Origin of the sequence: Endozoicomonas sp. (assembly GCF_051008435.1) — a bacterium.
Classification (GTDB): Bacteria; Pseudomonadota; Gammaproteobacteria; order Pseudomonadales; family Endozoicomonadaceae; genus Endozoicomonas_A.
Genome location: NZ_JBPCXO010000521.1, coordinates 18,233 through 44,716 on the forward strand (window position 1 = coordinate 18,233; position 26,484 = coordinate 44,716).

24 protein-coding genes are annotated in these 26,484 nt (G+C 47.6%); 14 read left to right on the forward strand and 10 right to left on the reverse strand.

Translation table 11 applies throughout. The annotated features are described in order from the left end of the window. Positions 1-59: 59 nt before the first annotated feature. Positions 60-2,681 carry a BREX-1 system phosphatase PglZ type A gene (pglZ, locus tag ACR2PX_RS26130; protein ID WP_434002292.1) on the forward strand — a complete coding sequence of 874 codons (2,622 nt, stop codon included), beginning with the start codon at positions 60-62 and terminating at the stop codon, positions 2,679-2,681. 3 nt (positions 2,682-2,684) lie between these two features. Further along, a complete protein-coding gene (gene brxL / locus ACR2PX_RS26135) occupies positions 2,685-4,751 on the forward strand; it encodes a protease Lon-related BREX system protein BrxL (RefSeq protein WP_434002293.1) in 2,067 nt (688 codons plus the stop codon). Between the two features lie 23 nt (positions 4,752-4,774). Here the strand turns inward: brxL and ACR2PX_RS26140 are convergent, their stop codons facing one another. Next, positions 4,775-5,398: a TetR/AcrR family transcriptional regulator gene (locus tag ACR2PX_RS26140; RefSeq protein WP_434002294.1), complete on the reverse strand. Its 624-nt coding sequence runs from the start codon at positions 5,396-5,398 to the stop codon at positions 4,775-4,777. Positions 5,399-5,720: 322 nt separating this feature from the next. Here ACR2PX_RS26140 and ACR2PX_RS26145 point away from each other — a divergent pair, with 322 nt between their 5' ends. The 4 genes from ACR2PX_RS26145 to ACR2PX_RS26160 are packed head-to-tail and all read left to right on the forward strand — an operon-like array spanning position 5,721 to position 9,332. After that, a complete protein-coding gene (locus ACR2PX_RS26145) occupies positions 5,721-6,524 on the forward strand; it encodes an SDR family oxidoreductase (protein WP_434002295.1) in 804 nt (267 codons plus the stop codon). A gap of 42 nt (positions 6,525-6,566) precedes the next feature. Next, positions 6,567-7,676 (forward strand): DUF1214 domain-containing protein, encoded by a 1,110-nt coding sequence (locus ACR2PX_RS26150; protein WP_434002296.1) that lies wholly within the window; start codon positions 6,567-6,569, stop codon positions 7,674-7,676. 12 nt (positions 7,677-7,688) lie between these two features. After that, positions 7,689-8,855 (forward strand): sulfotransferase family protein, encoded by a 1,167-nt coding sequence (locus ACR2PX_RS26155; protein WP_434002297.1) that lies wholly within the window; start codon positions 7,689-7,691, stop codon positions 8,853-8,855. Positions 8,856-8,867: 12 nt separating this feature from the next. Further along, positions 8,868-9,332 (forward strand): SRPBCC domain-containing protein, encoded by a 465-nt coding sequence (locus ACR2PX_RS26160; protein WP_434002298.1) that lies wholly within the window; start codon positions 8,868-8,870, stop codon positions 9,330-9,332. A gap of 39 nt (positions 9,333-9,371) precedes the next feature. On the opposite strand, the gene ACR2PX_RS26165 is transcribed toward ACR2PX_RS26160, so the two are convergent. From ACR2PX_RS26165 to cysD, 3 genes are read right to left on the reverse strand one after another with little or no spacing between them, the layout of a single operon-like run. Further along, the gene (locus tag ACR2PX_RS26165) at positions 9,372-10,331 is read right to left on the reverse strand and encodes a DHH family phosphoesterase (protein ID WP_434002299.1); all 960 of its coding nucleotides are present in this window, start codon (positions 10,329-10,331) and stop codon (positions 9,372-9,374) included. A 7-nt stretch (positions 10,332-10,338) separates the two neighbouring features. Continuing rightward, entirely contained in the window at positions 10,339-12,243 is a 1,905-nt protein-coding gene (gene cysN / locus ACR2PX_RS26170; protein ID WP_434002300.1) for a sulfate adenylyltransferase subunit CysN, read from the reverse strand. Then, positions 12,243-13,145 (reverse strand): sulfate adenylyltransferase subunit CysD, encoded by a 903-nt coding sequence (cysD, locus tag ACR2PX_RS26175; protein WP_434002301.1) that lies wholly within the window; start codon positions 13,143-13,145, stop codon positions 12,243-12,245. Before cysD ends, cysN begins: the two co-directional genes overlap by 1 nt. 248 nt (positions 13,146-13,393) lie before the next feature. On the opposite strand from cysD, the gene ACR2PX_RS26180 reads away from it, so the two are divergent. From ACR2PX_RS26180 to ACR2PX_RS26205, 6 genes are all read left to right on the forward strand, one after another. Further along, positions 13,394-13,987 (forward strand): TetR/AcrR family transcriptional regulator, encoded by a 594-nt coding sequence (locus ACR2PX_RS26180; protein WP_434002302.1) that lies wholly within the window; start codon positions 13,394-13,396, stop codon positions 13,985-13,987. A 91-nt stretch (positions 13,988-14,078) separates the two neighbouring features. Next, on the forward strand, positions 14,079-14,429 hold the full coding sequence (locus tag ACR2PX_RS26185) for a hypothetical protein (RefSeq protein WP_434002303.1): 351 nt from the start codon (positions 14,079-14,081) through the stop codon (positions 14,427-14,429). 58 nt (positions 14,430-14,487) lie between these two features. Further along, complete coding sequence (locus ACR2PX_RS26190; RefSeq protein ID WP_434002304.1) at positions 14,488-15,405, forward strand: SdiA-regulated domain-containing protein; 918 nt, start codon at positions 14,488-14,490, stop codon at positions 15,403-15,405. Between the two features lie 105 nt (positions 15,406-15,510). After that, positions 15,511-16,257 carry a tRNA pseudouridine(65) synthase TruC gene (truC, locus tag ACR2PX_RS26195; RefSeq protein WP_434002305.1) on the forward strand — a complete coding sequence of 249 codons (747 nt, stop codon included), beginning with the start codon at positions 15,511-15,513 and terminating at the stop codon, positions 16,255-16,257. 480 nt (positions 16,258-16,737) lie between these two features. Next, positions 16,738-17,952: a hypothetical protein gene (locus ACR2PX_RS26200; RefSeq protein WP_434002306.1), complete on the forward strand. Its 1,215-nt coding sequence runs from the start codon at positions 16,738-16,740 to the stop codon at positions 17,950-17,952. Positions 17,953-18,119: 167 nt separating this feature from the next. Next, positions 18,120-19,166 (forward strand): Fic family protein, encoded by a 1,047-nt coding sequence (locus ACR2PX_RS26205; RefSeq protein WP_434002307.1) that lies wholly within the window; start codon positions 18,120-18,122, stop codon positions 19,164-19,166. A gap of 119 nt (positions 19,167-19,285) precedes the next feature. Here ACR2PX_RS26205 and ACR2PX_RS26210 read toward each other — a convergent pair whose 3' ends face one another. The 6 genes from ACR2PX_RS26210 to ACR2PX_RS26235 form a co-directional block, all read right to left on the reverse strand. Beyond that, positions 19,286-19,816, reverse strand: a complete 531-nt coding sequence (locus tag ACR2PX_RS26210; protein ID WP_434002308.1) for a cytochrome b — start codon at positions 19,814-19,816, stop codon at positions 19,286-19,288. A 230-nt stretch (positions 19,817-20,046) separates the two neighbouring features. Further along, positions 20,047-20,697, reverse strand: a complete 651-nt coding sequence (gene can / locus ACR2PX_RS26215; RefSeq protein WP_434002309.1) for a carbonate dehydratase — start codon at positions 20,695-20,697, stop codon at positions 20,047-20,049. 176 nt (positions 20,698-20,873) lie between these two features. Then, entirely contained in the window at positions 20,874-21,686 is an 813-nt protein-coding gene (pyrF, locus tag ACR2PX_RS26220; RefSeq protein WP_434002310.1) for an orotidine-5'-phosphate decarboxylase, read from the reverse strand. A 116-nt stretch (positions 21,687-21,802) separates the two neighbouring features. Further along, positions 21,803-22,513 (reverse strand): hypothetical protein, encoded by a 711-nt coding sequence (locus ACR2PX_RS26225; protein WP_434002311.1) that lies wholly within the window; start codon positions 22,511-22,513, stop codon positions 21,803-21,805. A 167-nt stretch (positions 22,514-22,680) separates the two neighbouring features. Further along, positions 22,681-23,430 carry a hypothetical protein gene (locus ACR2PX_RS26230; protein ID WP_434002312.1) on the reverse strand — a complete coding sequence of 250 codons (750 nt, stop codon included), beginning with the start codon at positions 23,428-23,430 and terminating at the stop codon, positions 22,681-22,683. A gap of 261 nt (positions 23,431-23,691) precedes the next feature. Next, positions 23,692-24,435 carry a hypothetical protein gene (locus ACR2PX_RS26235; protein WP_434002313.1) on the reverse strand — a complete coding sequence of 248 codons (744 nt, stop codon included), beginning with the start codon at positions 24,433-24,435 and terminating at the stop codon, positions 23,692-23,694. A gap of 282 nt (positions 24,436-24,717) precedes the next feature. On the opposite strand from ACR2PX_RS26235, the gene ACR2PX_RS26240 reads away from it, so the two are divergent. Continuing rightward, entirely contained in the window at positions 24,718-25,194 is a 477-nt protein-coding gene (locus tag ACR2PX_RS26240; protein ID WP_434002314.1) for a YbjN domain-containing protein, read from the forward strand. Positions 25,195-25,311: 117 nt separating this feature from the next. After that, entirely contained in the window at positions 25,312-26,211 is a 900-nt protein-coding gene (locus ACR2PX_RS26245) for a DMT family transporter (RefSeq protein WP_434002315.1), read from the forward strand. The last annotated feature ends 273 nt before the right edge of the window (positions 26,212-26,484 follow it).

Below are 26,484 nucleotides of genomic sequence, written 5' to 3' on the forward strand. Positions count from 1 at the left end.
AATGAATAAGCTTTGTCAGCCTCGGTCAGTTCCGGGGCTGATTGTTATGAGAAGGCATTATGCAATCCCCTGAAATTCAGGAAAACCTGACCCGATTATTCCAGAGCAACAAGGTAGTGTTCTGGCAGGACCCGGATGGCGAGTATCAGGAGTCTGTTGAAACGCTTATTCCATCAGGTGTTCGGCTGATAGACCTTAATACGGAACCCAAGCTGAAAGTGAAAGTAGATCTGGAACTGGGTGAGCCAGACCAACAGTTTTTGATCTATGAGCCCTATCCAAAACCTTCCCCGGAAGATGACTGGCTGCTGAGTGTACGCTTCTATGCTGCGCCTTTTGCCGCTGATCGCAGCACCCAGATTCTACAGCAGCTGGGACTTGAAAGTATGACATTGAGAGATCATGTCAGCCTGCGGAAGAAATTCTTTGCCAGCAAAGCCCGGCTCGCTGCGCTACAGAAGCGGGTTAAACCCTCTGATGATGCCTTAAAGCTGGATCGGAAGATGCTGGCCACTCTGGCCAAGTGTGAGACCAATGATCTGGCAACCCTGTTGATTACGCTTTTTCAGGAACTGGCTACTGAAGGTTCGTTGGACGCACAGAGTAAATCATTAGCTGAATTTGCCAGGTTTGGTCTTGAACAAAGCTTCTGGCAACAAGTTGAAAGTGGCTTTGGTTATGTTAGCGAACAACCATCACTGAAGAATTTGTTGCTGGCTATGCTGGTGACCGATCTTTACTACAGTACCGGACAGTTGCCCTCTGGTATACAAGGGCTTCGCTTGCCGGAAGTGGCTGAAAGCAATGTTGTGGTGTGTCTTGGGCGTTGGAGAGACAGCGCCAGTTATTCCGCAGCCTATGACAAACTCAGTGCTCAGGCTGCTGAGATATTGAAACTGCAAAGCCAGTTATCAGAACTGGAAACGGAAAAACTTTTGGATAACCGCAGCTTTGTGGTCATTGAACAGCTTATTGCCAGCCGATTGCGTGACCGGTTACTGGCAGAGGCTGACAGCCTGGATGAAGCTATTTTCTGCAACCTGGTACAGGCTCGGAAAAACAGTTACTGGGCCTCTCCCCTGCTGGCAGATAATGACGATGTTGCCCGTAGCGCTTTCCAGAAAGTTTATCAGGCACTGGATGTTGCAGCCCGGTTTATGGGGCTGACTTCTGCGGATAGTCCTGGTTTTGCCAGCGCAAGGGAAGGTGTTGATCTTTACCAAAAACAGTTCTTTAAAATCGACCAGTATTACCGCCTGATTTGTGAGGCGGGTGCTGCAATCAATGAACAGGGCTGGGATCTTCTGAAACCTCTGCTGTCTGAAGTTGAGGCTCGATACAGTCAGCGTTACCTAACGCCTCTGGCGTTAAATTGGGGGAAATTGCTGGAGAGAGGGCCGCTTGAAGACGGTGAAGATACCAGCTTGTTGAGTAACTGGAAGGTTGAAGGTGTTGTTCCTCAGCAGAGCTTCTATAAATCGAAAATAAAGCCAGTTCTCGATAAACCCGGTGACAGACGGGTATTTGTAGTGATCAGTGATGCTTTCCGCTATGAAGCCGCTGAAGAACTGACTCGTGAATTAAACGGCAGTAATCGTATTAGTGCTGAACTGGGTTCCCTTCTGGGGGTTCTACCCTCTTATACCAAACTGGGTATGGCGGCATTGCTGCCACATCATTCGCTTTCCTATAAAGACGCACGCGTTCTGGTCGATGGGCAGCCTTCTGCTTCATTGGAAGATCGGAATAAGCTGCTGGGGCAAGAGCAGGGGGCTGCTATCAAAGCCGAATCCTTTATGGCTATGCGAAAGGATGAAGGCCGGGATTTTGTTCGTCCCTATCAAGTGATTTATATCTATCACAATAAGGTGGATGCGATTGGCGACAGCGCCAGCACTGAAAGCGGTACCTTTGATGCGGTTCGTGACTCTATTGATGAGCTGGCAGCGATCTGTAACAAGATTATCAATAGTCTGAACGGTTCTCAGGTATTTGTGACCGCAGATCATGGATTCTTGTATCAGGAAAGTGCTCCAGCGGACGTGAATAAGCATGGTCGCACAGAAGCGGATGATCTTGTTGAACAGAAAAAGCGGTATGTGATCGGTCATAAGTTGCCAGACAATGATACGGCTTACCGGGGTAATATTTCTGATACTTCCGGGGCGGATACCGATCTCAATTTCTGGGTGCCTAAAGGTATTGGTCGCTTTCACTTTATCGGTGGCGCACGCTTTGTGCATGGTGGTGCCATGCCACAGGAAGTATTGGTTCCACTGATAAATGTTCGTCAGCTTAAAGGCAAGCATGCTGAAGGCGCTGTCAGCCGTACCACCGGCGTAACTGTCATGGGACAGAATTTCCGCATCAGTACCCTTCGTTATCGTTTCCAGCTGGTTCAAACAGAAGCTGTCAGCGAAAGAGTGAAACCTTTGACAGTAAAAGTGGGACTTTATGATGTGACAACGGCCATGGACTCAGTGAGTAATGTTGAGGTGTTACATCTGGCTAGCACATCAGCAAGTCTGGACGATAAACTGCAAGAAGTATGGCTTACTTTGGACAGCCAGGCCTACGACTCACAAAAACGTTATGCGCTTGTGCTACAGAATGCAGAAACCGGAATTGAAGAAGCCAGAGTTGATGTGGCAATAAATCTGGCGTTCAGTATGGACTTTTAACCGATGACTTCTGATTTAACTATGGGCCAGCAAGGCAGTGATATAGAGGGTAACGTTGACGAACTGTTGATCGATCAATTCAGCGGTCGGATTGTTCGTAAAGATCTTACCAAACAGCTCAAGGAAGGCGCTAATGTTCCGGTCTATGTACTGGAATATCTGCTGGGGATGTACTGCTCATCGAATGATGAAGAGTTGATTCGGGATGGTATGGAGAATGTTAAACGGATTCTCACTGAAAACTATGTTCGTCCCGATGAAGCGGAGAAAATTAAATCCCTGATCAGGGAGCGTGGTGCCTATAACGTCATTGATAAAGTCAGTGTGCGCCTGAACCAGAGAAAAGATGTTTATGAAGCGACATTATCCAACCTTGGCATTAAGGACGCAGTTGTCCCTGCCAAGGTGGTCAAGGATAACGAGAAACTTTTGACTGGTGGCATCTGGTGTATTGTCACTGCTCAGTACTTCTTTGAAGAAGGGCAGAAAATATCGCCCTTCTCGATTCTGACCCTGAAGCCTATTCAGATGCCTTCTATGGATATGAATGAGCTGTTTGCCGCCAGAAAACAGTTTGATCAGGGGCAATGGATAGATGTTCTGCTTCGCTCTGTGGGTATGGAGCCGGATAACCTGGATGAGCGGGTGAAGTGGCACCTGCTAGCTCGCATGATTCCATTTGTGGAGAACAACTATAACGTTTGTGAGTTAGGGCCTCGGGGTACAGGTAAGAGCCATGTATACAAAGAGTGTTCCCCTAATAGTCTGCTGGTGTCTGGTGGTCAGACGACCGTTGCCAACCTGTTTTACAATATGAGTTCTCGTCAGGTTGGTCTGGTTGGCATGTGGGATGTGGTTGCTTTCGACGAAGTGGCCGGTATCCGCTTTAAAGATCGTGATGGCGTGCAGATCATGAAGGATTACATGGCTTCTGGTTCTTTTGCCCGTGGCAAGGACTCTGTGGAAGCCAAGGCGTCCATGGTGTTTGTTGGGAATATCAACCAACCTGTAGAGCAACTGGTAAAAACCAGCCACCTGTTGGCTCCATTTCCTGAAGCCATGATTGATACAGCATTTTTTGATCGCTTCCATGCTTATATTCCGGGCTGGGAAATCCCAAAGATGAGACCTGAGTTCTTTACTAACCGCTATGGGCTGATCACGGATTATCTTGCTGAATATATGCGAGAGATGCGTAAGCGTAGCTTTGCTGATGCCATCGACCGTTACTTCAAACTAGGAAATAACCTCAACCAACGGGATACTATTGCAGTTCGCAGAACGACTTCAGGTTTGCTGAAACTGCTTTATCCTCATGGTGACTTTGATAAAGATGCGGTAAAGGCGTGTTTGACGTACGCATTGGAAAGCCGCCGTCGTGTGAAAGAACAGCTGAAAAAGCTCGGTGGAATGGAGTTCTACGATGTGCATTTCAGCTTTATAGATAATGACTCAATGGATGAAACGTTTGTCTCTGTACTGGAACAAGGAGGTGGCGCGCTTATTCCTGAAGGACAAGCAAAGCCAGGATTTGTTTATACCATTGGGCAAGGAACGGGTGGGCTCAATGGCTTATACCGTCTGGAACTACAAGTATCACCAGGTACAGGTAAGTTAGCATTATCAGGTTTGGGCAGTGATACATCTGCAAAAGAAACGGTCAAAATAGCATTTGACTACTTCAAGGCAAATATCGGGCGAATCAGTGCTTCAGCCAAAGTCCTGGATTATGACTTCCACCTGCATTTTGTTGAATTGCAAAATACGGGAACCTCTAAGGAACTTGGGCTTGCCAGCCTTGTTGCTTTTGCTTCTGGGCTGTTGAAGAAACCAGTGCAGAATCAGATGGTTGTGCTGGGTAATCTTAGCCTGGGTGGCAATGTTAACCCTGTTACAGGGTTGGCTGAGAACCTTCAGGTTGCTTTTGATGCTGGCGCGAAGCGTGTTGCATTTCCTATCAGTAACGCTGCTGATATAGCGACTATTCCTCCAGAGTTGTTCACCAAGTTTCAGAGCAGTTTTTATGCTGATCCGGTTGATGCTGTGTTTAAGGTGCTAGGAGTTGATTGATTTGCTGCAGCTTTTACATGTGTTCAATTGGACTCCATAGCAGCAATGCCGCCCGCGATAAAATCGATCAGTCTGTTAATGTAGTGCCGATAGTGTTCTATCTGTGATGAACCACTACGAATGGTCATGACACTATCGATATTGGCTAGCCCCTGGAAGGTGAGTTCTGATGCAATAACCCAGCGTTGATGTAGCAGTTCCTGTTCAATATCAGGTAGAGCCTTTTTAAGTAGTCCATTAAATATACGATGGCTCTCTTCTATGATGTCTTTGGTCTGACCGTAACTGGCCTGATCGATATACGTTCTGAAGAAAAACTTGATAGTTCTGAGGCCAAGCTCTGGATTTTCCAGAATAGGCTCGGCCATAGGTAACACCAGAGCTTCCGTTATACGATAGATATCAGGCTTTTCCTCTTTCCCCAGCACATCCAGCAACTCTTTCCTTCGCGCCAGAATAGGCTCTTGTCGTCTAGTGATCAGAGCATCAATCAGCTTGTTGCGGTTGCCAAAGTGATAGTGCAGTGCGGCAACACTGTACCCTGCCTCGGTATTGATCGTTCGAAGAGATACAGACTCCATACCCTGTTCGGCAAACAGTCGTTCTGCAGTATCAAGAATTACGTCTTTGGCGGAAACTCTGGCCATTGTCTTACCGTGAAAAAGTCTTATAGGAGCCTGTCGGACTTAAGCTTTCGAGCATGAAATTCAGTAGAGCGAGTCAGTTTTTTCGCTGATATTGTGCGAATAGGTGGCCTATTTAAGCTAATTCAACGGAAAAACTGGCCGCTCTTTCTGGGTTTCAGGCCGAAACTGCCTTGAGTCTGACAGGCTCCTTTAGTCTGGCTTTGATTCGTTTACAGGCGAGTTTACAGGAATCTCTGATGATTACTATATAACTTATCAGTTGATAAGTTGGTGCTGTCTGGGTATAACTTATCAACTGATAAGTTTCAGGAGAATAAGAAAAATGATACTGAACGACAAAGTAGTGATTATTTCCGGCATTGGTCCCGGCCTGGGAATCAAGTTGGCACTACAGGCTGCAGAAGGTGGTGCCCGTGGTGTTGTATTGGCCGCTCGAACCCCCGCCAAGCTGGATGATGCTGAAAATCGGATCAGAGAATCGGGTTTTGATTGTGAAATTCTTAAAGTTCCCACTGACATTTGTGATCGCAGCCAATGCGATCACCTGGTGAAAGAAACGGTTAAAACATTTGGTCGGGTAGATGCTTTGGTTAACAGTGCGTTCTTCCACGGTAATTTCGAGCCTATAGAAAATGCCGACCTTGAAGACTGGCGTCGTGTGGTGGACACCAACCTGATTGGCACCATGAATATTACCCAGGCAGTGATTCCGGTCATGAAAGAGCAAAAAGGTGGTGCCATCGTCATGATCAATACCCAGGCTACCCGTAAGCCTGTTGTTCTTGAGTTTGGTGGCGAGTCTGGCTATGCCGCTTCCAAAGGGGCGTTGACGGTTGCTTCAAAATACCTGGCAAAAGAGCTGGGTGGTTATGGAATACGGGTCAATACAGCACTGATGGGCTGGATGTGGGGAGAGCCCGTTAAAGGTTACATTCAGTTCACGGCTGCTAATGAAAAGATTTCTGAAGAAGAAGCGATTGGGCAAGTTACTCAGAATATTCCTTTAGGCCGTATTCCTACCGACGATGAGTGTGCAAAAGCGGCTCTTTTCCTGGTTTCTGATTATGCCTCTGCCATCACCGGCGCCACGCTGGATGTGAATGGCGGAGAGTTTATGCCTGCCTGATTTGGAGCAGCCCTGAGCGATTAAAAAACAAGAAGAATAACAATGACTGAATCTGAACAGAAAGTAATAGACGGCCGGGTGTGGGAAGAGTTCTGCGATGCCCTGAAAGAAGCCGGAAAGATTATTCAAAGTGAGAAAGCGCCAAAAGATGCCTTCAATCAGGCAGAAGGTTACCGCTATCTGACTCGATTGCTCAGAGGGGGATTGGAAAGTTTTCTCGAGCATCGTGATTCGGCTTTCCCTCAGCTCCGCTGTGGCTGCCATGAGACGATTAAGCTGGGAGCTGATAACCCGGATAACCGCTATGAAAGTGCGCCTATAGATCCTCGTTATGATTACCGGATCACCGGCAGCAGAGGTACGGTAGATTATCTGGGTTTTGGCACTGTCATTAACAAATATGCGTCCGGCGGCACCATGGAAACCACGGGGTATCTGGATGCCAGACAAATGGACATTGATGAGAATGGTACTGTTGAGCTGATCATCAGTCAGAAAGAACATCCAGGAAACTGGCTGCCCATGGGGCCAGAAACTAATTCGATTAATGTCCGGCAGACTTTCCAGGATCGAGTTTCCGAAAAACCGGCAGAACTGAAAATCGAGCGTATTGGTGTCGAGCAGGATCGCCCAGACCCTCTGACAGCCGACAAACTGGAAAGAAGTCTTCAAGGTGCGATAGCTTTTGTAAAAGGTTCTACCCAATTATTTGAAAACTGGAGCGAAAGCTTCCTTCCCACCAATAATCGATTACCACCGGCAGATCAGGCCTTTTGTCAGGCCATTGGTGGTGATCCCAATATCTTCTATTTCCACAGTGCCTGGAGTCTTGCAGACGACGAAGTTCTGGTGATTGAGGCTCCGGAGATTCCTGAGTGTCAGACCTGGAATTTCCAGCTGGATAACTGGTGGATGGAATCTCTGGATTATCGTCATCACACTATTCATGTGAACAAACACACTGCCCATTATGAACCTGATGGCAGCGTACGGGTTGTGGTTTCTCACACCAATCCGGGCGTACCCAACTGGATTGAAACGGCGGGTCACAACATGGGCACCATGTGCTGGCGCTGGATTGGTGCAGAGGAACATCCTGAGCTGAATACCCGGGTGATGAAGCTTTCTGAACTGAAAGAAATCTGTCTGTAGAGGAGACGATTCATGTTAGCGGAAAAACAAACAGTCTCCTTTGCAGCGGATGAAGTCGTTGCAGAGGCTATCGAGAAAACAGGGTTCAATGATTTTGGCACAGAGCCTTATCGAGAAGGTCTGGAAGCTTTGCTGAAAACATACGATAACATGGTGAAAGACCCTGGTGGCAGGGAACGCTGTCGTAATCGTGTGGTCTCTCAGCTGGAAACCCGCCTGCGCTGGGAGCAGGCCTATCAGAGCATTCCAGAGATTCAGGAACAGGAAATCAAAGCGCCAATCTTTGTGACAGGTCTGCCTCGTTCCGGGACCTCGGCGCTTCTGAACCTTTTGGCCATAGCTCCGGAAAACCGGGCTCCCCTGCAATGGGAAATTCAGTTTCCAGATGTTTGGCCAGGCACCCAGCCTGAGCAAGAAGATCCCCGTTATCCCTATTTGGTAAAAGCGCTGGAAGAGAGTCAAAACAAGGCCTTCCAGAAAATTCATTATGTAGATGCAGATACTCCGGAAGAGTGTGTATTGCTCCATGCTTTTGCTTTTGATGGGGCCCAACTGGGGTTTGAAGGGTTATTTGAGCCTTATGGCAGCTGGATGAAGTCCAGAAGTCTGGAGAATCTGTACATCCATGAGAAGAAGCAGCTGCAAATGCTGAACTGGCGAAAGCCAGGTCAACAGTGGATGCTCAAGGCACCCTCCCATATGTGGGGAATCGATGCCATTCTGAAAGTCTTTCCTGATGCCCGGTTTGTCTGGTGTCATCGTGATCCCCAGCATGTTGTCCCTTCAATTAACAGTATGAATCGTATGGTGATGGAAATGTATGCCGGTGACTGCTCCCACTTAAAAGACGTGGGTCAAAAGCTTATGGAGTGGTATGCCTCGTCCCTGGAACGAGCATTGGCTGTTCGGGAAACATTGCCTCAGGAGTTGTTTGTCGATTGTTCCCAGCAGGAGTTTGCAGAGCAGCCCATGGAATTGGTTGAGCGTATCTACAACCATTTTGATCTGCCTCTTGCTGATGAGTCCAGAGCCATCATGCAAGCTCATGTGGATGCCAATCCCAAAAACAAACATGGCAAACATGAGTACGATCTTGAAACTTATGGCCTGACAGAAACCATGATTAACGAACGTTTTGCGTTTTACACCAGCGACAGTCGCTGGCCTATTAGCGACTAGAGGGAACTGAGAATGATTACTGAAGATACAGTGGTCTCTGATGAAGTTGTTATCAATGCGCCTGCTGAAATCGTTTGGGACGTACTGGTGAACTTTAAGGACTACCATAAATGGAACCGTTTCTGTCCACAGGCTGATGCCACGCTCGAGTTAGGTTCTCCCATCGTAATGAAAGTGGATCTGGGGTTTGGCCTTCAGGATCAAGTGGAGTTCATTTCTCTGATCGAGCCGGGCAAAGCCATCGCCTGGGGGATGGAAAACAAGCCTGGAGATCCTATTCATGCGGTCAGGACCCAGATTTTGAAGCCTCTGGATGACAACCGCTGCAGTTATCTTTCCATTGACGATTTCAAGGGATCAGATCCTGAAGCTTTGAAAGCAATGATGGAAATGATGGCAAAGCGGGTCGAGGATGGTTTTAACCTCTGTGCACAAGGGCTGAAAGAATATGCAGAGCAGATAGCCTGCCCTGCATGAGAACTACTGTGAGAACTACTGTGAGAACTACTGTGAGAACTACTGGTAGTTTGCTTCTAGCTTTTCAATGAACTCATCCATACGCTGTGCAGGCAAATCATTAATGCCTGCGGCAGCGGCTCTTCCTCCACCGGTTGGAAATTGACGACAGAGGTCGACAGCACCCGTTTTATTATTCAATGGAGCCCGGACACTCACCAGATAGTTGCCATTCTCCTTTTCTGTCAGCACAGCGTGGGCACGATCCGGGTGCTGATTGGCCAGGTCATTGCTAAAAACACCACTGACTCTTCTGGCCCAGCTTTGATCTGGCAGGATATAAACAGCGCTGTTGCTGGTGGCCACTTCGGGTTGAGTTTGCTGGGCAGAGCCCATGTCATTGCGGTAACCGGCTTCAAGCTTTTCAAAGTCCTCACTACCACTCTGGATAAAGTCCAGTGGGTTCGAGAAAGGTACCACCTTCTGATACAGCTCATCAGGCCTGAAATGCAAGTCTTCCAGGTTGGAACCATAGCCGTTGTAATTGATGTAGATGCCCAGATTCTCCAATTGATTAAGCTGGCCTGAAGAAACATCCAGTTGTTTAGCCAGTGCCTGGGCGCTTTTCTTCAGGTTATCACCAAAAGCTCCGACAACAGCCCAGGCGCAGTAAGTGCCTTTTAAATGGGTATTGACCAGAATGCTGGTACAAGTATCAGGTGCTTCATTGATGATTGCTGTCAGATTTTTGTGATCTGGAATATCTCCCGGAAAATGGTGGTCTACATAAAAGACGTCAGCCCCTGAATGGAGTGCTTTTTCAAGCCCCGCTCTATTTTTATCCATGGAGACATCCAGAACCGTCAGGCGATCTCCTTCATTGAGGGCCACCTTTTCCAGCAAGGCGATATCTCTTTTGACACCTGTTACCAGCTTCGACTTTCCAGGTTCATGATTTCTCAGCTGAACCAGTGAGCAGATGCCGTCAGCATCGCCATTAAAAACATCATAATCAGCCATGATTACCTCAAGTTGTCAGAAAACCTTCCCGGTCCAGATAGTCCACAATTTCACCGGCTATTCTTTCGGGTGATTGTTCAGTGGTTTTAACATGAAAGTCCGGGTTCACCGGGGGCTCATAAGGGCTGTCGAGACCGGTGAAGTACTTGATCTGGCCTTTGCGTGCTTTTTTATAAAGTCCTTTAGGGTCACGCTTCTCGCACTCTTCGAAAGGCGTGTCGATAAAAACTTCAATGAAGCTGTTGCTGCCACAAAGCCTTCTGGCCTGTTCCCTGTCTTCCCTGAAGGGAGAGATAAAGCAGCTCAGGGTAATAAGACCTGCGTCGGACATCAGGTTGGCGACTTCACTGATGCGTCGTATATTTTCGACTCTGTCTTCAGTGGTAAAGCCCAGGTCTTTATTTAATCCGTGTCGTACGTTGTCACCATCCAGTGTGTAGGTGTGATTGCCTCGGGCAAACAATTTCTGTTCGACCAGATTGGCAATGGTGGACTTACCGGAACCGGACAGACCAGTAAACCAGAGTACAGCAGGCTTCTGTTCTTTCGCTTTGGCTCGGGACTTTTTATCCACATCCAGAGCGTGCCAATGAACATTGGTGGCACTGTCCAGACTGCTTCGAAGCATGCCGGAACCCACGGTCTTGTTGGTGATTCTATCGATAATCACGAAACAGCCCATGCTGCGGTTTTCTTCGTAGGGATCGAAGGCGATCTCTTCGGTCAGGGATAGCTCACAACGGGCGACTTCATTCAGAGTCAGAGCTTCGGCATTTTCCCTGTCCAGATTATTAATATTGATCTTGTAATTGATGCGACTCAGGTTGCCAGGAATGGTCCTGTTTTCCAGCCGTATCAGGTACGGACGGTGTAGCACCATCTCATGCTCATCCATCCACAAAATGTCGGCTGCCAGGCTGCTGCTGACTTCTGGTCGGGCTTTGGCGGAGGCCAGTGTATCTCCTCTGGAAATATCAATTTCATCTTCCAGAGTCAGAGTGATGGCCTGCTCGGAGAAGGCGGTTTCCAACTCACCATCGAAGGTGACAATGCTTTTAACCTTGCTGGTGCGTCCACTGGGTAAAACGGCCAGTTCATCACCTACTGAGACTTTGCCGGCGGCCACTGTGCCAGAGAATCCACGAAAATCGAGATCGGGACGGTTCACCCATTGAACCGGCATGCGAAAATCCTGATCATTCTGGTCGCGTTCCACATTCACACTTTCCAGGTGAGCCATCAGACTGGGGCCTTGATACCAGGGCATGACGGTGCTGTTTTGCAGAACGTTGTGGCCTTCCAGAGCTGAAATAGGAATGGCTTTGATATCCAGAAAACCGAGCTCTTTGGCAAACTGTTGATAACTGTCTCTGATCTGTTCGAATTGTTCCTGAGAGTTATCCACAAGATCCATCTTATTGATCGCCACAACAACATGACGAATCCCCAGTAATGAAACAATATAACTGTGTCGTTTGGTTTGGCTGAGTACGCCCTTTCGGGCATCAATCAGAATGATGGCAAGGTCTGCAGTAGAAGCACCCGTAGCCATGTTCCTTGTGTACTGTTCATGCCCCGGTGTGTCTGCAATGATGAATTTACGTTTGTCGGTAGAGAAGAAACGGTAGGCTACATCAATGGTAATACCCTGTTCACGCTCTGCTGCCAGTCCGTCTACCAGCAATGCCAGGTCAATTTGCTCGCCTGTGGTGCCGCTGCGTTTGCTATCTGCTTCCAGAGCAGACAACTGATCATCAAAAATCATTTTTGAATCGTACAGGAGCCGCCCGATCAGTGTGCTTTTGCCATCATCTACGCTGCCGCAGGTGATCAGGCGCATATAGCTTTTGTTTTCCTGCTCATTCAGGTAGCCATGAATGTCAGAAGCAATGAGTTCAGATACGTGTGCCATCAGAAGTACCCCTCCTGCTTTTTCTGTTCCATGGAAGCCCCATGATCCTGGTCAATCACCCGTCCCTGACGTTCGGAAGTGGTGGTCAGCAACATTTCCTGAATGATTTCCGGCAGGGTTTCTGCCTCGGATTCCACGGCTCCAGTCAGCGGATAGCATCCCAATGTGCGGAAGCGGACTTTACGCATCTGAACGGTTTCACCCTCTCTAAAAGGAAAACGTTCGTCGTCTACCATGATCAGCGAACCATCCCGTTCAACCACCGGACGCTCTTTGGCCCGGTACAATGGCACGATGGGAATCTCTTCCCGATGGATGTATTGCCAGATATCCAGTTCAGTCCAGTTGGAGAGCGGGAAGATGCGCATACTCTCCCCTTTGTGAATACGGTTGTTGTAGGTTCGCCAAAGCTCCGGGCGCTGGTTTTTGGGGTCCCAGCGGTGCTGGTCACTGCGGAAAGAAAAAATGCGTTCTTTAGCACGTGATTTTTCTTCATCCCGGCGTGCGCCACCAAAGGCCGCATCAAACTGATATTTATCCAGGGCCTGCTTCAGGGACTGGGTCTTCATTACGTCGGTATGGACAGCTGAGCCATGACTGAAGGGACCAATGCCCTGTTCTATACCTTCCTGATTGATGTGCACAATCATCTCCAGCCCCAGATCTTCAGCAACCTGATCACGAAAACGGATCATTTCCTGAAACTTCCAGGTAGTGTCGACATGGAGCACGGGAAAGGGTGGCAATGAAGGGTAAAAGGCTTTCATTACCAGGTGGAGTAACACCGAAGAGTCTTTACCAATGGAGTAAAGCATGACCGGATTACGGCTCTCGGCAACCACTTCGCGAACAATGTGGATACTTTCAGCTTCCAACCGCTGAAGATGGGTGAGACTTTTCATACTTTCCAATTCCTGTCAGACAGGCTCGTGAGAGCTTGTTCTTATTGTTTTCCCAGTACTGCTTGGGAATTGGTTAGATTTCTATAGTTTGATAGAAATTCTATAGATCTATATAAAAAATTTAAAGCACTTTAATTAATTTATGAGCTTTGATGAATATCAAATGTCCCTCGAAAAAGATCCTCAGGCATGATTTCATAGCCTGAAAGCGACAATATCCGTAGACAGAATGGGACAGGACATCTGTGTTGAAAGAGAGGACACCAAAATACGATCAGCGATACCTTGCTGCTGTGGACGCAGCAGCGGCTGTGTTTGCTGAAAAGGGGTATCATGCTGCTGGAACGATCGATATTGCTGAGCGGCTGAATATCAAGCAGGGTAGCCTATACTACTATTTCCGCTCAAAAGAGGCTGCACTTGAGGCAGTATGCCTTGAGGGAATCAGGCATCAGATCAGTTATCTTCAGTCGGTGATGGATGGAGAGAACTCTTTCGCAGAAGCGATCCAAAAGCTGGTCATATACACATTGTCTTCTCTGGAAGAACGCTCTGATTATATGATCGTTTTTGATCGGCATCGTCAGGTTATTCCGCTGGAAAAGCGAGGTAACATACGAGATCAGTCGAATACCTACCACAAGCTGCTGGAAGACATGTTTGAGCAGGCATGCCAAAAAGGTGAACTCAAGCCTGGTCAGGATATTCATATTTCGGTGAGAGCATTTACTGGCTTACTGTCCTCTGCAAGCAGTTGGTATCAGATGAAGCAGTCCATTGATCTGAAAGTCGTCGCAAAGCAGTACAGTGACGTATTTTTATTCGGCAGTTGTGCCGTTTGAGAGACAGCCATGTGCGGGCAATGCAGTTAACCCCGTAACATGAAATTGGCTATAGAACCTGATAAAGCTGCATTTTTTTATGGTAGAAGTTATGAAGTTTATTAATCGTTGTGTCGTAACGCTTAAGCCCAGGCAGCCTTTTATTGACTGGGCCAAGGGGTTGGGGACAGACCTGCCGGAAGACTGGAGCTTTGAAGGGGGATCTTATCTGCTGGATGAGCAGGAAACCGAAGAAGGTCTGGAAGCTGCGGTGACGAACTATGCTCGAGACATGATGGAAAATGAATTATCCGCCTGGGAAGAAGACCCGGGTCGCTGGCCCCGGCAGCGAGATGCAGAAGCCCTGAAAAGCTGGTTTGATGTCCACGTGTCAGTGGCCGGTTTTGATCTGGGCGCCGAAAGCCTGATGAGAGCTGACCTGTCTGATCTTGAGGTCATGTGACCACACTTTGTCTGTCATGCCCTTAAGGCATTCCCTGGATTTGACGTATTCCCTCATCATGAAGAAGTCCATAAAACGCTCCCTCAAGATCATTGCTGTTGTTGTTCTGGCAGTGATCGCTATTAATTATTTCGATATCGACGACAAACACTACGATGAATATCTATCTCAGACTGTGTCCAGTGAACAGCGGGCCAATGCCATCCAGTTAAATGATTATGAACGGGTGGCAGGGCCTGTGAAATTAGCAGAAGCAGGAGATCAGGTCTCCGGAGTGACCTGGAGTCCCATTACGGAATCTCTGTATGTAGTGGCACGCGGGGATGTGGTCAATGTACTTGAGTATGATCGTTTGGGAAACTTTAAAAGGCGGTTGAAATCCAATAGAAATATGGATGCTGAAGGGATCACTTGGGTCGATGGCAACACGTTTATTATTGTGAACGAGCGTCAGCAGGAGCTGTCAGCTGTTCAGATTTCTCCTGAAACACGGGTGGTTGACTTTAACGGTGTCCCCACTTTTTCTCTGGCTGGAGGTAATGCAGGTAATAAGGGTTTAGAAGGTATTGCCTGGAATCCTTATGATCAGTCAGCTTATGTTGTGAAAGAGAAGGATCCGATTCAAATTTTCCGTATTCAGGGCTTTCTGGAACGTGATCATAATCGGGAGTTGACCGTTACAGAGCAGAAAGTAATGGTCCAAAGCCTGAACTACTTCAACAGAGACTTGTCGGGTATACATTTTGACTCGGTGTCCAGGCACTTCGTAGTACTCAGTGATGAGTCCCATGCATTGTCAGAGCTGGATGAAAACGGTCAGGCCGTCAGTGTCATGAATCTTGAAAAAGGCTGGCATGGGTTGAAGAAAACGATCAAACAACCAGAGGGCGTGGCAATGGACACAGAAGGAACGGTATTCATTGTCGGAGAGCCGAACGACTTGTACATTTTCAAAAAGGTCTTGTTAGAGCATTAGCTTTATAAGGCCTGTGAGATTTATCCAACCATCTGGCAACCAGAAGAGAAGCTACTTTAATCAATTGGATTTAAAATAGCTGCCTTTGACGTTGAGATGTCGCCCATGCCGGAAGAGACTTCAGAAAAGCTTGAAATCATCTATCAGGATCAGTGGTTGGTGGCTGTAAATAAGCCGTCAGGTCTGCTGGTGCATCGTTCCATGATTGATCGGAATGAAACCCGGTTTGCCTTGCAGATCGTCAGAGATCAGGTGGGTCAGCATGTTTATCCTCTGCATCGTCTGGATAAGCCGACTTCGGGTGTGTTGCTGTTTGCCCTGTCGCCAGAAATAGCTCGATCAGCGGGAAAACAGTTTGAAGAGGGGTTGGTAAAGAAAACCTATCTGGCGGTGGTCAGGGGGTATGCTCCTGAGTCCGGAGTGATTGATCATCCTCTGAAAGAAGAGCTGGATAAAATGACAGATCGCAAGGCGCGTCAGGATAAACCGGCTCAGGAGGCTGTTACCGCTTATGAAAGGCTGGCGACTGTTGAGTTGCCGCTTGCTATTGAAAGATACCCTACCAGTCGCTATTCACTGGTTAGAGCCTGGCCAAAGACGGGTAGAAAACATCAAATTCGCCGACATATGAAACATATTGCCCACCCCATAATTGGTGATGCCAAACATGGAAAGGGTGTTCATAATCGCTATTTTGCCCAACATTTTTCAGCTGGACGATTACTGCTGGCCTGTACTGAAATGGCATTATCTCATCCGGTATCCAATGAACAGCTAGTGTTGTCTGCTTCGCTGGATGAAGTCTTTATTGACCTGTTGAATAGATTTGGCTGGGAAGAAAAAGCGCATTAATTGTTCGGATTATTCATGACGAACCTTAGATAAGTATCTAGTCTGCCTGAACTGTCTGGTTCAGGAGGCTTTATGCTCAAGCCTGGTTTGAGTGTGCTGATATTGGTAGTTTTGTTTTTTGGAGCGTTCTGCAGTCACGGAAATGGAGATGATAAGAAAGCCAAAATAAAAACAGATGAATTAGGTCATGAAAGGTGTGAACTGTGTGGGTTTCGCCTTGATGTCTGTAATTGCTCCTGCAGGAGATGTGGAAAAGCCTTCAGAGAAAAGAGGCTTGTTGCCCGAAAAGGAATAAGAAAAAAAGGACAACAGGATGCCCCGAGTGGTAAAGACCCCCAACCCAGAGAAGCTTATTTATCGACTGAGTATACTTGCCAGTGTGAAGAAAACCAGCCGGCTCCTGAGCCTCCATCTGATCCTCGACTGAAGTCTGGTTGCAGGAAAAGGGTTATTGCTATTGATGGGCCTTCAACCAGTAAAATGGCTTTATTGGATTTATCCGGGGGTGGCTTTTCTGGTGAGGCGGTTCCTGTTCCCGTTTTCGTTCCCGACACAGAGAATCAACTGGACTGTGAATGGATGAACCAGCCGACTGATCTCAGCGGTTTCCAGCAGCAGGTTCCCATTGTCGTTGTGCCTCCCTACCAACAACAAGCATCTCAAGCTTCTTCCTTCAATGTCTGTCATCTGCAAAATAATATGGTGCCAATCACCTTCCAGGCTTCAAATACGCTTGTTCTACATTTACAGCAGGTGTTCGTTCAGATTCAGGCCGCTACTCATCAGGACCTGGTTTCAGGGCTGATATTTGAGGGGTGGATGAGTGCACATGCTCAACCACTGGGCAATGTTAATACCCTGGATGATGGTTATTATGTCCTGGCTCTTCCTAATCCTCAGGGAGGTTTTTTCATTACCCTTATTGTCGTAGAAGAAAAAATGACCTTTGTTTTTCTTCTGAATCAGGTTGGGGAAGTGGGTGGCTATGTCAGTGATAATCAAAGCCTCATTATTTGGGGGATCAATAACTACCTGAATGCGATGGGAGGACGGCTTTACCGGATTTTGTTACCTATCACCATCGATGTGCTCAATTACATGCTGGAGACGGCTGTTGCTGCTTTTGATCAGATGTGCCCGGATGAAGAAGCAGGAAAAAATTTGCTGGTGGCTGATGACGATAACGAAGTGATCCTGGTTGCTGATTCCCCCATGGGACATGACGTAGCTATTCGTCAGTGTTTTATGAATCAAATGTCTAACGGTCCACAAAAGATTCCGTTGCCTCAGGGGGTGGATGAATCTCAACTTCCGGAGTTATACGCCTTGATGCAGCTTATGGAAGTGGGTCATGCCATGAATGCTCTTGAAGTGGCTCTTGAGGTCGAAGAAGTTCCGGCGTTTAACTCGATCCAGCAGTTAATGAACACTGCACTGGGACAAGGAGTCTTTATCATGGTGATTCAGGCACCAAATGAGCAGGCATTTGTTGTGATCATCTCGGCTAACACCTCCGGCATGACGTTACGAATGTTGTGCTTCTCTGACAACCTTCGAGAGCGAGCTTCATTGAGGGCTGTCAGCGGTCTGGTTTGTGAATGGAATAAAGCATTACAGGTGCTTGTGTGCATTCTAAGAGCGGGCCACAGCGTCAAGGTTTATCGATTAAGGTCGAGTGGTGACGGTAACAATTAATTTATCTGTGGATATGAGTGCTTTTAATCAAAAAAATTGAACATTAACCATTTTTTAACGATTAATAAGTGCACTAATAAGTCTATGAATTTATTGGATATTAAACGACTTATGTGCATAATCTACAGAAGTCTTAACCGATAATTACCCGTTAGTCAGGAATTCTAATGCATACGCTGGAACGTTTGTCAGACTATCGATTTACTGCATCCCAGTTGGGGCGATTCAGACAGCTGGGAGAGTTCCGGGGGCGTCAACCTCACACCTTGCGTCAGCAAGCTGAGATTCTGGATACGCTCAGGCAGGTGGCCACCCTTGAGTCTGTGGAATACGGTAATAGCCTTGAGCGCATCTCTGTCGGCAAAGAGGCGTTGAGAAAGCTGGTTCAATATGAGATCAAACCGGGCACGCCTCCAGAAAGGCAAATAGCAGGTTATCGTGATGTGCTGGATATGGTGACTGAACCTGCTGAGCATACCAATGTGTCCTCAGGCTTGATCCGGCAGCTTCATGCCACCCTCTATAGCCACTTTCCTCATGAAGGTGGACGCTGGAAAGCGACCAATAAAGATATTGTGGAACGGGACTCCCAGGGAAACCGAATAGGCGTTCTTTATCGAACGGTCCCAGCGGCAGACACACCGAAAGCGATGGAGTTTACAGTAGCGCTCTATCATCAATGTCTGGATAAGACGATAGAACCTCTGTTGGTAGCGAGCTGTGCTGTATTGGATTTTCTTTGCATTCATCCTTTCAGTGATGGCAATACCCGTATTGCTCGTTTGATCGCTACTTTGATGCTTTCCCTGAACCATTATGACGTCTGTCGCTACATCAGCCTGGAAAGAATCTTTGCCCAGAATGAACAGGCTTATCTGGATGCCTTGCAGCTCAGTGTGAAAGGTTGGCATGAAGGTACTCATAACCCTATGCCATGGGTTAACTTTTTTCTGGACAGTGTGATCAAAGCCTATGAAGAGCTTGAGCAGAGAGTGGATGCACTGCAAAACCAGGGAAGCCGGGCACCTAAGTCACAGTTGATTGCCATGGCGATTGATAATGCCGATGGGCCGTTTTCGGTGGCTGATATTTGTATTCAGCTGCCCACCGTCAGCCGGGAACTGGTGAAGAAAGTAGTGCAACAAAAGCGCAAGGATGGAGAGCTGAAGTCAGTAGGAAAAGGTCGAGGCGCTCATTGGGAAAGAGTTGGTTGAACAGATTAAAGGGCTCTTGAAAGAGCCCTTTTTTAACACATTAGCCCGAATGTTCCATCAACTCCCTTAGAGCGGCAAAGGGCAAGCGAGAACGGGAGCATGTTTATGAAATATCCGGGTTAAATCATTCTACTCAGAACATCATTCTCTGGCTTATCCATAAACCGGTGTTTTAATGCACCGAGAATATGCAGGGCAATGATTGCCAGAAAGACATAGGGAACATAGCTATGGAAAGTATGGAGTACTCCAGCCAGTTCTTTATTGTTTTCCATCAACTCTGGCAGTTGGATGCCAAAGAAGAATATATCGTGCCCCCCGGCGTCTGACATGGTGAAGCCACTGAGAGGAACGATAATCATCAGGGCATAGAGTGAAAAGTGCGTGATTTTGGCCAGCATCTTTTCATGGTTAGGCAGGCCTTTGGGCAGAGAAGGAGTCTTGCAGAAGAGTCTGACCAGAATGCGGACGGCAACAAGAATCAACACAAGAATACCGAACGATTTGTGCCAAGGGTAAATGTCATATTTATAACTGACATCCTGGGAAAGGTTGGCCATATACCAGCCACTGCCAATCATTCCCAGCACTGCAATAGCCATCAACCAATGGATTAGCCGCAGCAGGGCCGGATATTTTTCAGGCGTCATAGATGTATCCTCTGGAATAGTAGGTGCGTACGGCTCAATGTTTATTTTTTTTATCCAAAGCAGCCATGAGCGAAGAAACTCATTTCACGCATAAGGATGAAATTATTTTTACTTTAAACCGTGGTCATGTCACGCAATTCCGGCAAAGTATAGACGCTGGATAGTCAGTGTCTCAGGGATGAGGCCGACAGTCATGGAAAATGACCGTCGGGATTTGAATGGCAGGTAAATCAGTTGCTGGTGATCTGTTTGATGGCACTGCTGTAGAGTCCATCCAGGCTTTCAGAGTCCGAGACACATAATCCCAAGTCTCTTAGCAGACCGTCTTTCAGTCCGTATATCCAGCTGTGAACGGTCAGATCCTGCCCACGCAGCCAGGCATCCTGAACAATGGTGGTCTGGCAGACATTGAGCGCCTGTTCCACAACATTCAGTTCATACATACGCTCGAACACATCTTCCTGACTGTCCAGAGTATTCAGGAAAGGCTGATGCTTGTGTTGTACATCCTGAACATGACGCAGCCAGTTATCAATCAGTCCCAGCTTGCGGTTTTTAACGGCTTCCTGAACGCCACCGCAGCCATAATGACCGGTTACTATGATGTGCTCTACCTTCAGGTAATCAACAGCATACTGAATAACAGAAAGGCTGTTCAGGTCGGTATGAATGACCTGGTTGGCCACATTCCGATGAACAAACAGTTCACCTGGAACCAGCCCGGTAATCTGGTTGGCAGGTACCCGACTGTCGGAGCACCCTATCCAGAGGTACTTGGGGGCCTGCTGGTGGGACAGGTGTTCAAAAAAATCCGGCTCTTTTTCCCGAACAGAGGCTGACCATTCGCGGTTTTGGTCCAACAGATTCTTGAGTCTGCGCATGGGAGGCTTCCGTATCTGAATTGACTGTAAAAAGGCAGCGATTATCTGGAGTAAGGATCCAGTTAGGCTGCACTTTTCGTCACGTCGATAAACAGTGCAGCTATCGCCACTCAAATGGGTGATTCCATGCTAGCAAAGGAAGATACCGGTTCAGAGTATCTTCCTGTAGTCATTTGTTAACGGTACTGATTCACCTGGTCTCTGAGTTCAATGGCAGCGGCTCTGGCTGCTTCGGCGAAGTTTTCATCATGACCGGCATAAATAATGCCACGGGATGAATTAACGATCATGCCTTCACCTTGACTGTTCAGGCCATTCTTGACGGTGGCTTCAACGTCTCCACCCTGGGCACCCAGACCGGGAACCAGAAAGGTCATATCTCCGGTAATGGATCGAATGCGCTTGAGTTCTTCAGGGTTCGTGGCACCTACAACCAGTAACAGGTTGTTATGCTTGTTCCACTCTTCTGTTGCCTTGCGGGCAATGACTTCATACAGAAAGTCGTCACCGACCTTGAGGTTCTGAATGGCTGCAGCACCGGGATTGGAAGTACGGCACAGAATGACCGTACCTTTATCTTCATAGCGGGTGAAAGGTTCGATGGTATCAATGCCCATATACGGGTTTACAGTGATAGCGTCCGCTCCGTAACGTTCAAACGCTTCAGTGGCGTACTGATCCGCTGTGCTGCCGATATCACCACGCTTAGAATCAAGAATGACAGGAATATCGGGGTAGTTATCCTTGATGTATTCGATCGTTTGAGCCAGTTCATCTTCAGCTCCACGGGCATGATAGTGGGCTGCCTGAGGTTTGTAAGCGCAAACTAAATCAGCAGTGGCATCAATAATGAAGCGGTTGAATTCCAGAATAGGCTGCTCAAGCGCCTGAATGTGAGCGGGAAACTTCTCGGGTAAAGGGTCCAAGCCTGCGCAGAGCAAAGAATTGTTCTTACGCATAGCAGCCTGTACCTGATCCAGAAAACGCATAGCAAAGCCTTATGTTGCAGTGGACGATGTCTGGGCGTGCAGTGTAACAGATTGAAGACAAGGTTTGTTGTGGCTTTAGGGAAATTTGCCAGGCATAGCCCGGCAAGCTTCGATTATCAGGCTTTTGAAGGAATACTCTCTGTGACAATCGGTGGGTTGTCGTGGGAGTAATACTGTGGAGGAGGCGTTGCAGGAGCTCGTACCAAAGAGGCACTGGATTCAACTCGAACCTCTACACCCTCTTGCGTGGGTCTGTCTGCAAGAGCGGTATTGTCTTTGTAATGCTTCTTTCTCAGTTTGTTGTGAGTTCTGTGCCAATCGTCGTTTTTCTCCAGAAAGTCCCCTATGGAATCACCATTGAAGAGGCTGGGGTAGAGTCCGAAGACCGGAGCATTAAGGTCCTCACTTCTTGTCAAAGAGTAACCATAATTGCGGTACTCATCGTAAACCTTTATGGCGGAAGAAATACCTTTGGCCAGGTTGATTCCTGCACCAATGGCAGGAGCCATTCCCAGCAGTTTGCCCACCAGTGGGTTAGCCGTGGTAATCACGGCATAAGTTGGCAAGCTCAAAGCTACAGCTCCGGCAAACTGAAAACCCCGGACGGTTCTGTCTGCGTGCTTTTTGGCATTGATCTGCCATGCGTTAGGCAATAGCTTATTCATTCCTTTACAGGTGTACTCAACCACTTTGCTAACGGGTTTTCCCGCCAGCCAGCCAACGGCTGCTCCAGGTGCTCCCACTACACTGGTGGTTACAGAAGCGCCGACCAGAGTGCCTCGTAACGGCATGGCAGCAATATAAGCGGCTGTCTTTAAGCCTGACATTATTCTTCCTGATCCTTGCATGCTGTAACTCCTTGTATAGCCGGATTTTATTTATTCACTCATTATCTGTTTTTAAGGGGCTGATTAATCTGACGGAGCAGTTAGACCTGCTGACGATTTTGGTCATAAAAAACCGGGCGTGAAGCCCGATTTTTTAGCGAACTGCTTTAAGTTTCAAGCAGGTGCGGTTGTTTTGCTGTCAGGTCAGGGGTATAGGTCCGCGTGAACAGTTCTTCAGAGCTATTACTGCTGCCTTCCAGGGACAACGTATCCTGAAAACTCAGCTTTTCCTGATATTCCCGTTCCATGTCGTCTCGCTTTTGCTGGTGTCTGGCCGCTTGCTCTTCCAGACGAGGCATTCTGAATAAGTCTTCAAATTTCCCTGTTTTTGAGAAGCGATCAGAATAGTTATGGCAAAGGTCATCCCCGTGATAGATGTTGAGATACAGGTTTTCTACAGGATCCATCAGGTTTTCCTTCAGAGTCTCTGAGGCTCCGTATTTTCTGAGTTCCTGATAAACCGTTTTACAGGCCATCAGATTCTTGATGGTCTTTCCGGTGGCTGTCACCAGCCCCGGTGCTGCATATAAAGCCGTTAGCACGGGATTAGAAAGTGCCTGCATAACCACCAGAGGAGAGCCAATGATAGCGCCTGCAGTCTGGAGAACCTTGACCGTTCTGCGAATGTGCTTCTGGGTATCAATCTGGTTCTTCATGGTTCGGTTTTTATTGAGCCTTTTACAACCCGCTTCAACGACTTTACTGACCAGCTTTCCGGCCATGAAACCTGCGGCGGAACCGGGCATGCCAACCATGGTGGTGAGTAATCCTACTCCGTCAGCAATGCCTCTTAATGGGCTTGCAGCGGCGTATAGGGCTGTTTGAATACCGGCACTGATTCTTCCTGCTCCTTGCATAATCTGTACTCCTTGGGTGTGCTCTCGAATAGTTATGGTCCGAGTATGCCAAGAGGAGGAGGCGAAGTGACTGACAGGGCTGTCAGTATTACTGGCAGAATATATAACTTATTGAAATAAAAGATATTTATTTGAGGTTTGCCGGGCTCAAGGCCCGGCTGATTGTATCAGGCGTTTACTACTTTAAGCGGTACAACCGACGGTGTGAAAGGGCTTGTGATAACGGTTTCCAGACTGTCATGTGCCGTTTGATCGACCGGATCAAAAGCACTCAAGAGTGTTTGCTTTCTTTCTTTCCTGTCTTGCTGTTTTCAGCTGATCTTGACGCTTTTGTTCCAGGTCTTCACGGATTTTATTGTGTCTGGCCTTTCGGGCTTTAGCAGTAGGTTTTTCCATATGCTTTTGAGCAAGGCCCCAAAGCTGCGTGTTAACTTTTTCCGATGTTGCAGATTCTGATAAGTCCAGTTTTACCAAATCACTGATTGAATCAGCATACCTATGCCAGATGTCTTCACCGTGATAAATATCCAGGAAGATATTATTAATGGGGTCAAAAAGGTTTTCTTTGGCTGTTTCTGAAGTGCCATATTTCCTCAGTTCTTGGTATACCGTCTTGCAGGCACCCAGATTTCTGAGCGTATCTGTGACAGTTGCTACCGAGAACTGGATCGCTGCAAGTGTTGAGAAAACAGGGCTTGCTGCTACTTTCACAGCGATCAGCGGAGCACCAAGGATCGCACCTGCCGTTTCAAGGACTTTTACGGTGCGGCGCACATGTTTCTGGGTATCAACACGAGGGTTTTCTTCTCTTCCCTTGTTAATCCTGTTACAGATGGCTTTAACCGCCTTGCCGACCAGTTTTCCTGCCAAAAAGCCTACGCCAGCACCTGGCAGGGCGGCATTAGTGGCCAAAGTTGAGATGCCTGTAGTCAGACCTCTGATGGGGGTAGCTGCAGCATAAAGCGCGGTTTGAATACCGGCACTGATTCTTCCTGATCCCTGCATAATATGTACTCCTCGTAACTTCTATTCCATGCTTGTTCACCGAGTATGCAAGGGTAACGTCCCGAAATGACTGACAAAGTTGTTAGCTCGTCGGCTTCAACAGAGCAAGAAGGGGTTCACTGAGCGTTGGTCAAACTGACCATTTCACCGTTCACTGGGAGACCATAAAATGCATTGCAAATGCAGGGATATAGTTGTCTGAGTGTTGTGCTCATTCATCAGTCCCATATGGTTTCGGTAAGAGCCGACCCCGGTTCTCTGGCCCCGGGCAGGAGAGAGTTGATGCAGAAGTTAGTCGTACCAGATCTGCAGCAGGTGGAAGTCTGGCTGAATCAGGCCGGCCATGAGTCCTGGATGTGTGATCATTGTGAAGGATTGCATGTCGCGTCGCTTCAGTCTCTGGATGGCATTCTCGATAGCCGTTTGTTTATTGAGCCATTCGGCATTCTTTTTTCTACAGAACTGGATTTGAAAGCTGCCTCCGCGTTTTCCGTACAAGCTGACTTGACCCGTCTCAACCTTGGCTTGCCCATGCTCAAACTTTTTCTGGAGATGCTGGATTCCGGTCACCTTTTGCTGGTGGCTTCCGATGTCATGATGACCACTAAAGGTATTTGTTACAGTCAGTTCTGTGAATTTCTGGAGATGACTCTGGACGCCAAGAGCTGGTTATACAGGGAGTGTCAGAGCCTGCAATACATCCTTTCCGAACAAGAGCATTTCGTCCCTCCGGTGGAGGGCAAGTTTTCGTTCCATTAAGTGCGGATATTTGCCCGTTTTCAGAAGAAAGGAAAATAAAGCGCTGACGGTTCTGGCGAAACTTTCCATTTGGCCTAATGTCATACAGTCATCCTTCTGATGCGGGAAGTTCGTAACGTGTCCAATGCCACTCTTTTCTGTATCTGTGCTCTGGTTTGGGGTTCTACCTGGTATGCGATCAGCTGGCAGCTGGGTAGTGTTGACGCCATGTGGTCTGTTGCATACCGATTTCTGCTGGGGTCTGTGTTGTTATGGATTGTTTGCCAGCTCCGGGGTGGTATTCCCCGTTATACCCATCAACAACATCTCCGTTTCTTTTTCCAGGGATCATTTCTTTGTGGGCTCTCCTACTGGCTGATTTATGAGAGCGAGAAATTTATCAGTAGTGGGCTTTCAGCACTGATTTGTACGGGCATTCTTTATTCCAATGTAGTGATTTCCCGTTTCTGGTTGGGTCATGCGGTTAAACGCTCTGTGCTCATAGGCGCATTATTGGGCAGTGTCGGTGTATTTATGGTGTTTCTTCCCCAGATCACCTTGATTGATTCAGATCCTCAAGAATTGAAAGGACTGGCTCTGGCATTGGGCGCAGTATTGATGTTCTCTCTGGGCAGTGTGTCTTGTGAAATTAACGAGAGAGATGGTTTGTCGGTCATACCCGTGACGGTATTCGCGATGTTTTATGGTGGGGTCGAAATGGGGCTGCTGGCAATGTTTCGAGGTATCCCGCCTACATTTGATTTCAGTCCGGGTTATCTGGTTTCCCTGGTTTATCTGGTGATATTTGGCTCAGTAGTGGCCATGACGTCTTACCTTGCCCTGATCCAGCGAATGGGGTCTGACCGAACCGCTTATGTCGACATCATTTACCCCATCATTGCCTTGTTAATTTCCACTGTTTTGGAAGGCTATGAATGGACAATAGTTTCTGTGCTGGGTGTAGTCGTTATTTTATTGGGTAATTTGCTCGCTATGGGAAACCGTTTCGATAGAAGCAAAGTTGAGACTTCCTGCTAAGCTGTTTTTTTTACTCTGAAATTTACTGGCGCATCTATCCTTCACACGACGCCACTCGTGTTGAGTATTGAAACTATGTCGAATGTTTTTCTTTTCTGCCACTGTTCCATTGTGTGGGGTACTACCTGGTTTGCAATCAGCAAGCAGCTAGGAGTCTGTCGGACTTAGCCGACCGTAGCGAGAAAAAGTCCGGTTTGAGACAGTTTTTATGATTATTTGAGGCGAATAGCGAGCTATTCAACGAAAAGAATCATAAAAAATGGCCAAATCCGG